Raw genomic sequence first — 8,154 nt, 5'->3', positions numbered from 1 at the left:
GTCACGCCGTACCTCACGACGCCGTTGCACGTGCTCGCCGGCGACGCCGTCGGGCTCGCCGGCGCGTACGAGGGGCGACCCGGGTGGGTCCACGCGGCGTTCTACGCGCACGTCGTCGGCGGCGGGATCGCGCTGGTGCTCGGTCCGCTGCAGCTCTGGCGCGGCCTGCGCGACCGGTTCCGCCCGGTACACCGGGCGATCGGCCGGACCTACCTCGTCGCGGTGCTGGTCGGGGGCCTCGCGGCACTGGCGCTGGCGCCCGTGAACACGGCCGGGATGGTCGGGTTCGCGGGCTTCGGGACCCTCGCCGCGCTGTGGCTGTGGACCGGCTGGCGCGGCTACCGGTCGATCCGGGAGGGCGACGTCCGCAGCCACCAGGCGTGGATGATCCGGAACTTCTCGCTGACCTACGCCGCCGTGACACTGCGGCTCTGGCTCGGCGTGCTCATGGCGGCGCAGTCGCCGTGGATCGTGACGGGCGCCGACGCCGACGCCGCGTTCACCAACGCGTACGCGGTGGTCCCGTTCCTCGCCTGGATCCCGAACCTCGTGCTGGCCGAGCTGCTGGTCCGCCGCCGAGGCCTCCCGGCCCTTCGGATCGTCGACCCGGTTCCCGCGGCCCACGTGCTCCCGGACAGGTGAACCGCTCGCGGACAGGCCGGCCCGGGTGTCCGCATGCCGTTCACCTGTCCGGCCCCGACCGGCCCCTCGCTACTCTCGGAGGAGAGTCGCACGGACGAGGGAGCAGGCGTGGGCAAGGTGCACGAGGCCATCGACGGTCGGCTGCGCGAGTTCGTCGAGGCGCAGCCGATGTTCTTCGTCGCCACGGCCCCGAGCGGGCCCGACGGGCACGTGAACCTGTCACCCAAGGGCATCGCGGGCTCGTTCGTGGTGCTCGACGAGCACACCGTCGCCTACATCGACCTCACCGCCAGCGGGTCCGAGACCATCGCCCACCTGCGGGAGAACGGCCGGATCACGCTGATGTTCTGCGCGTTCACCGGCCCGCCCAACATCGTGCGGCTCTACGGCCGCGGCCGGTTCGTCACGCTCTACGACGAGGGTTTCGACGAGCTCGCCGCGCTGTTCCCCGAGACCCGCGGTGCCCGCGCGGTCATCGTCGTCGAGGTCGACCGCGTCTCCGACTCGTGCGGCTACGGTGTGCCGCGGATGGCGCTCGAGGGGGAGCGGGACCTGCTGCCGCAGCACATGGAGCGCAAGGGCCTGGAGGGGCAGGCGGACTACCGCCGGCTCAAGAACCGGACCAGCATCGACGGGCTGCCGGCGTTCGACATGGACCCGGTCGCGGTCCCGGACGAGGACGCACACTTGGGTGCCGCGTCCTCGGCGCCGTCCAGCAGTTGATCCCGTGAACCACGATGTGAGACGCGGGGGTGGCGGCGTGACACATCGGAAACGTGGGCGTAGTGTCCAACACGTGCAGACGACCATGCTTCTCGTAGTACTTCCTGAGCGCGCCGGCTAGAGGCCTCCCGCACAGGCCTCGTCAGCGCGCTCGCCCCTCGTCCAGCCCGTACGTGGCTCGAGGGGCTTTTCTGTGTTCGGACCGCACGTGAACCGGCAGCACCCAGCAGCACGATCCAGGGAGACATCGATGGTCCAGGGCCCACACCCGGCACCGCCGCGAACGCCCACGCCCACGGCAGCCACCCCGCGCGTCGCCCTCCCCGCGGCGACCAGCGCGATCGGCCCCGAGCACGTCACCGGCGCCAAGTCGATCGTCCGCTCGCTCGAGGAGGCCGGCGTCGAGGTCGTCTTCGGCATCCCGGGCGGCGCGATCCTCCCGACGTACGACCCGCTGATGGACTCGACCAAGGTCCGCCACATCCTGGTCCGGCACGAGCAGGGCGGCGGGCACGCAGCCGCCGGCTACGCCGCCGCGACCGGCCGGGTCGGCGTGTGCATGGCGACCTCGGGTCCGGGGGCGACCAACCTGGTGACCCCGATCGCCGACGCCCACATGGACTCGGTGCCGCTGGTCGCGATCACGGGCCAGGTCTCCGCGGCCATGATCGGCACGGACGCGTTCCAGGAGGCCGACATCGTCGGCATCACGCTGCCGGTGACCAAGCACAACTACCTGGTCACCAACGCCGACGACATCCCGCGGGTCATCGCCGAGGCGTTCCACATCGCCTCGACCGGCCGGCCCGGCCCGGTGCTGGTCGACATCGCGAAGTCGGCGATGCAGGCGCAGACCACGTTCTCGTGGCCGCAGGAGCTCACGCTGCCGGGCTACCACCCGGTGACCAAGCCCCACGCCAAGCAGATCCGCGAGGCCGCCCGCCTGCTGGCCACGTCCCGTCGTCCGGTGCTCTACGTCGGCGGCGGGGTCATCCGCGCCCGTGCGGCCGCCGAGCTCCGCGCGCTGACCGAGGCGTCCGGCGCTCCCGTCGTGACCACGCTCATGGCCCGCGGCGCGCTGCCGGACTCGCACCCGCAGCACCTCGGCATGCCGGGCATGCACGGCACGGTCTCGGCCGTCGCGGCGCTGCAGAAGGCCGACCTGATCGTGGCCCTCGGCGCCCGCTTCGACGACCGCGTGACGGGCCTGCTGTCGTCCTTCGCGCCCAACGCGGCGGTCGTGCACGCGGACATCGACCCGGCCGAGATCGGCAAGAACCGTCACGTCGACGTGCCCATCGTCGGCGACCTCAAGGAGGTCATGGCGGACCTGCTGCCGGAGCTGGCCCGCGAGCACACGCAGCACGGCAAGCCGGACCTCGAGGAGTGGTGGCGCCAGCTGGACGAGTGGCGCGCGACGTTCCCGCTCGGGTTCGACGAGCCGGCCGACGGTCACCTGGCCCCGCAGTACGTCATCCAGCGGATCGGTGAGCTGTCCGGGCCCGAGTCGATCTTCGCCGCGGGCGTGGGGCAGCACCAGATGTGGGCCGCGCAGTTCATCAAGTACCAGCGGCCCAACTCGTGGCTGAACTCCGGCGGCCTGGGCACCATGGGCTACGCGGTGCCGGCGGCCATGGGAGCCAAGGTCGGCGACCCGTCGCGGACCGTGTGGGCCATCGACGGCGACGGCTGCTTCCAGATGACCAACCAGGAGCTGGCCACCTGCACCATCAACGAGATCCCGATCAAGGTCGCGATCATCAACAACTCGTCGCTCGGCATGGTGCGGCAGTGGCAGACCCTGTTCTACGAGTCGCGCTACTCCAACACCGACCTCAACACCGGGCACGGCACCGTGCGGGTCCCCGACTTCGTGAAGATGGCCGACGCCTACGGCTGCGCCGGGTTGCGCTGCGAGACCGCGGCGGACGTCGACGCCACGATCAAGAGGGCCCTCGAGATCAACGACCAGCCCGTCGTCATCGACTTCACCGTGTCGCGCGACGCGATGGTGTGGCCGATGGTCGCCGCGGGTGTCAGCAACGACCAGATCCAGTACGCGCGTGGGATCAGCCCCGCGTGGGACCGGGAGGACTGAGCCATGTCCCGCCACACCCTGTCGGTCCTCGTCGAGAACAAGCCCGGCGTGCTGACCCGCGTCGCCGGCCTGTTCGCGCGGCGGTCGTTCAACATCCACTCGCTCGCGGTCGGTCCCACCGAGCACGACGAGATCTCGCGCATCACGGTCGTCGTCGACGTCGACGCTCTGCCGCTCGAGCAGGTGACCAAGCAGCTGAACAAGCTGATCAACGTCATCAAGATCGTCGAGCTCGAGGACGCCGCGTCCGTGCAGCGCGAGCTGCTGCTGGTGAAGGTCAAGGCCGACACCGCCCAGCGGACCAGCGTGCTCGAGGTCGTCCAGCTGTTCCGGGCCCACGTCGTCGACGTCGTGCCCGACACGGTCGTCATCGAGGCGACCGGCGGACCGGGCAAGCTCGACGCCCTGCTCGCCGCCCTGGAGCCGTTCGGCATCCGGGAGATCGTGCAGTCCGGCACGGTGGCCATCGGCCGCGGGTCGCGCTCGATCACCGACCGCGCTCTCGAGCGCGTCAACCGCTCCGCCTAGCACGTTCCGTTCCTGAAGCAGAAGCAGAACCACACACCGAGGAGACCCATCGTGGCCGAGCTGTTCTACGACGACGACGCCGACCTGTCGATCATCCAGTCCAAGAAGGTCGCCGTCATCGGCTACGGCAGCCAGGGGCACGCGCACAGCCTCAACCTGCGCGACTCCGGCGTCGACGTGACCGTCGGCCTGCGCGAGGGCTCGGCGTCCCGTGCCAAGGCCGAGAACCAGGGCCTCAAGGTCGCCTCGGTGGCCGACGCGGTCCGTGAGGCCGACGTCGTCGTCATCCTGGCGCCCGACCAGGTCCAGCGCATCGTGTACCGCGAGGAGATCGAGCCCAACCTGCAGGACGGCGCCGCGCTCGTCTTCGGCCACGGCTTCAACATCCGCTTCGGCTACATCAAGCCGGCCGCCGGCCACGACGTCCTCATGGTCGCCCCCAAGGGCCCGGGTCACCTGGTCCGTCGCGAGTACGTCGACGGGCGCGGCGTGCCGGTCATCGTCGCCGTCGAGCAGGACGCCTCCGGCGCCGCCTGGGACCTCGCGCTCTCCTACGCCAAGGCGATCGGTGGCCTGCGCGCCGCCGGCATCAAGACGACCTTCACGGAGGAGACCGAGACCGACCTGTTCGGTGAGCAGGCCGTCCTCTGCGGTGGCGTCTCGCAGCTCATCCAGTACGGCTTCGAGACCCTGACCGAGGCCGGCTACCAGCCCGAGGTCGCGTACTTCGAGGTCCTGCACGAGCTCAAGCTGATCGTCGACCTCATCTTCGAGGGCGGCATCACCAAGCAGCGCTGGTCCGTGTCCGACACCGCCGAGTACGGCGACTACGTGTCCGGCCCGCGCGTCATCACGCCCGACGTGAARACCAACATGCAGGCCGTCCTCGCGGACATCCAGAACGGTGCCTTCGCCGAGCGGTTCATCAACGACCAGGACGCCGGCGCACCGGAGTTCAAGGCCCTGCGCGAGAAGGGCCAGAACCACCCGATCGAGCCCGTCGGCCGCGAGCTGCGCAAGCTGTTCGCCTGGGTGAAGCCGTCGGAGACGGACTACGTCGAGGGCTCGGCCGCGCGCTGACCCACCCCGCACCACGAACGGCACCCCGGCCACGGACCGGGGCGCCGTTCACCACCGAACGGCRCCCCGGCCACTGACCGGGGCGCCGTTCTGCATCCCGAGCACGGCCTCACGCCCCGAGCACGGCCTCACGCCCCGGCGCGCGTCCTCGCGTCCCCGAGCGCGGTCTCACGTCCCCGAGCGCGGCCTTCGGTCACCGAGCGTGCCCGCCGGAGGTACGCGCTCGGTGACAACCACCGGCATTCGCCGACAACCGGCAGCGTTCGTGGCGGCCGCACGCGTTCCCCGATGTCTGCACGGGCGTCCGGCGACGATGTGCGCGCGCGCCCGTGGGAGTCGCCACGCACGCGAGCTCACCGAGCGCGGCCTCGCGTCCCCGAGCGCGGTCTTCGGTCACCGAGCGCGCCCGCCGGAGGTACGCGCTCGGCGACAACCAMTGGCATTCGCCGACAACCGGCAGCGTTCGCGGCCACACGCGCTCCCGATGTCGGCACCGGCATCCGGCGACGATCTGCGCGCGGCCGCCTCCGGGGGAGTCGCCACGCACCCGAGCCCGCCGAGCGCGCTCTCGTGTCGCCGAGCGCGGTCGTCGGTGACCGACCGCGCCCGCCTGCGGCCCGCGGTCGGCGACGAGCGACGCGCGGTCGCCGACGGGCCGGCGCGCTCGGCGGCCGTGGCGGTGCGGATGTGCTGCTGGGCTGCGGGTACGCAAGGATGGGCGGACCACGACGGAGGGACGACGATGACCGACGAGCAGGCGAGCGCACCCGAGGACGGCGTCGAGGGCGCCGTCGAGGACGTGCGGATCTCCGCGTTCTGGCAGGCCGCCCGCGGGCACGTGGGGTTCGGCAAGCTGGACAGCGTGCTCGGGGGGACGCCCGAGGACGTGGTGCCGCCGCCGTCGTGGTCGTACGGCGACGACGCCGAGGCAGAGGAACTGCTGGCGCGGGTGCTGGACGGCCGCAAGACGGCCACGGCGCTGGCCGTCGCGGAGCTGGAGCAGGTCGGCCTCGAGATCCCGCGCGTCGGCGACCTGTCGATCGTCGTGGACGGCGAGGGCAACCCGCGCGCGCTCCTGCGCACCACCGACGTCGAGGTCGTCCCGTTCGACCAGGTGGACGCCGAGCACGCCGCGGCGGAGGCCGAGGACGACGGGTCGCTGGAGTCCTGGCGCACGCATCACGAGGCGTCGTGGCGCCGGGTGCTGGGGGAGGGCTTCTCGTCGACGATCGACGTCATGCTCGAGCGGTTCGAGCTGATCTACCCGACCAGCGGTCCGACGCCCGCGGTCGACTGACCACACGTTCCGTAGGTTGAGACACCCGTCCCGAGCGGTGGGACGGGGTCTAGGCTCGCTCCATGGTCGACACCACCGCTGCCCGGGACATCCGCCTCGCCGTCGTCGCCGGTGACGGCATCGGGACCGAGGTGGTCGAGCAGGGCCTGCTGGCCCTCGACACGGCGCTGCACGGTTCCCCGGTCACGGTGACGACGACGGACTTCGACCTCGGCGCGCGCCGCTGGCACGCCACGGGCGAGACGCTGACGGACACCGACCTCGACGCGATCCGGGCGCACGACGCGATCCTGCTGGGCGCCATCGGGGACCCGACCGTCCCGTCCGGTGTGCTGGAGCGGGGGCTGCTGCTCAAGCTGCGCTTCGCGCTGGACCACTACGTGAACCTGCGCCCGAGCCGGCTGTACCCGGGCGTCGCCTCGCCCCTGGCAAACCCCGGCGAGATCGACTTCGTCGTCGTGCGCGAGGGGACCGAGGGCCCGTACGTGGGCAACGGCGGCRCCATACGCGTCGGCACGCCGCACGAGGTGGCCAACGAGGTCAGCGTGAACACCGCGTTCGGTGTCGAGCGCGTGGTCCGTGACGCGTTCGCCCGTGCCGCGGCCCGCCCGCGCAAGAAGCTCACCCTGGTGCACAAGCACAACGTGCTCGTGCACGCGGGTCACCTGTGGCGCCGCACGGTCGAGGCCGTGAACGCGGAGTTCCCCGACGTGACCGTCGACTACCTGCACGTGGACGCGGCGACCATCTTCCTGGTCACCAACCCGGCGCGGTTCGACGTGATCGTCACCGACAACCTGTTCGGCGACATCCTCACGGACCTGGCGGCGGCCATCACCGGCGGCATCGGCCTGGCGGCGTCGGCCAACATCAACCCGGACCGCACCGCGCCCAGCATGTTCGAGCCCGTGCACGGCAGCGCGCCGGACATCGCGGGCCAGGGCAAGGCCGATCCCACGGCCACCGTGCTGTCGGTCGCCCTCCTGCTCGAGCACCTCGGCCTGACGGACGCCGCGGCGCGCGTGCAGAAGGCGGTCGCCGACGACATCGCCGACCGCTCGGGTGCCGAGCGAGTACGGTCGACGGCCGAGGTGGGCAAGGACCTCGCCGCGCGCATCGCCGGCTAGGCCCGCAGAGACACCCGGCCGTCCTCACCGGTACCGTCAAACCTGACTCTGGTGAAAGGCCCCCGCAGATGAGCACCCTCGCAACCCCGACGTCCGCCGACCTCTTCGAGGTGACGCGGACCGACACCCCCGTCCCCGACGAGCAGCGCGAAGCGGCGCTGGCGTCACCCAAGTTCGGCACCGTGTTCACCGAGCACATGGCCCGCATCTCGTACTCGCAGGAGAGCGGCTGGACCGGCCGCCGCGTCGAGAAGTACGGGCCGCTGCTCCTGGACCCCGCGACCGCCGTGCTGCACTACGCGCAGGAGATCTTCGAGGGGCTCAAGGCGTACCGGCACCCCGACGGCTCCGTGTGGACGTTCCGCCCGCAGGCCAACGCCGCGCGGTTCGCACGCTCGGCCCGTCGCCTGGCGCTGCCGGAGCTGACCGAGGCGGACTTCCTGGGCGCGATCCAGGCGCTCGTCGCGACGGACCGTGCGTGGGTGCCCTCGGGCGAGGAGACCAGCCTGTACCTGCGGCCCTTCATGTACGCCTCCGAGAGCTTCCTCGGCGTGCGGCCCTCGCTCGAGGCCGAGTTCCTCGTCATCGCGTCGCCCGTCGGCCCGTACTTCGCGGGCGGCGTGCGGCCCGTCGCCATCTGGGTCGACCAGGAGTACCAC

General features: G+C 71.7%; 7 protein-coding genes and 1 pseudogene. All 8 read left to right on the top strand.

What is annotated here, in order from left to right:
• The coding region (locus ACXJKG_RS17155; protein WP_456846950.1) for a DUF2306 domain-containing protein at window positions 1-642 on the top strand (642 nt) is incomplete at its 5' end.
• Window positions 643-750: 108 nt separating this feature from the next.
• The gene (locus tag ACXJKG_RS17150; RefSeq protein WP_456846949.1) at window positions 751-1,365 is read left to right on the top strand and encodes a pyridoxamine 5'-phosphate oxidase family protein; all 615 of its coding nucleotides are present in this window, start codon (window positions 751-753) and stop codon (window positions 1,363-1,365) included.
• Window positions 1,366-1,615: 250 nt separating this feature from the next.
• A complete protein-coding gene (locus tag ACXJKG_RS17145) occupies window positions 1,616-3,463 on the top strand; it encodes an acetolactate synthase large subunit (protein WP_456846948.1) in 1,848 nt (615 codons plus the stop codon).
• A 3-nt stretch (window positions 3,464-3,466) separates the two neighbouring features.
• Window positions 3,467-3,991 (top strand): acetolactate synthase small subunit, encoded by a 525-nt coding sequence (gene ilvN / locus ACXJKG_RS17140; protein WP_028047697.1) that lies wholly within the window; start codon window positions 3,467-3,469, stop codon window positions 3,989-3,991.
• A gap of 51 nt (window positions 3,992-4,042) precedes the next feature.
• Window positions 4,043-5,071, top strand: coding sequence for a ketol-acid reductoisomerase (gene ilvC, locus ACXJKG_RS17135; protein WP_456846947.1), 1,029 nt, complete (start codon window positions 4,043-4,045; stop codon window positions 5,069-5,071).
• Window positions 5,072-5,813: 742 nt separating this feature from the next.
• A complete protein-coding gene (locus ACXJKG_RS17130) occupies window positions 5,814-6,368 on the top strand; it encodes an ASCH domain-containing protein (protein ID WP_456846946.1) in 555 nt (184 codons plus the stop codon).
• A gap of 62 nt (window positions 6,369-6,430) precedes the next feature.
• Entirely contained in the window at window positions 6,431-7,495 is a 1,065-nt protein-coding gene (locus tag ACXJKG_RS17125) for a 3-isopropylmalate dehydrogenase (protein ID WP_456846945.1), read from the top strand.
• Between the two features lie 68 nt (window positions 7,496-7,563).
• Window positions 7,564-8,154: pseudogene (locus ACXJKG_RS17120) on the top strand (branched chain amino acid aminotransferase); the annotation flags it as partial.

Source organism: Cellulomonas sp. P5_C6, from assembly GCF_054049635.1.
The sequence above is the reverse complement of the archived record's forward strand: the minus strand, read 5'-3'. Positions and strand labels throughout refer to the sequence as shown.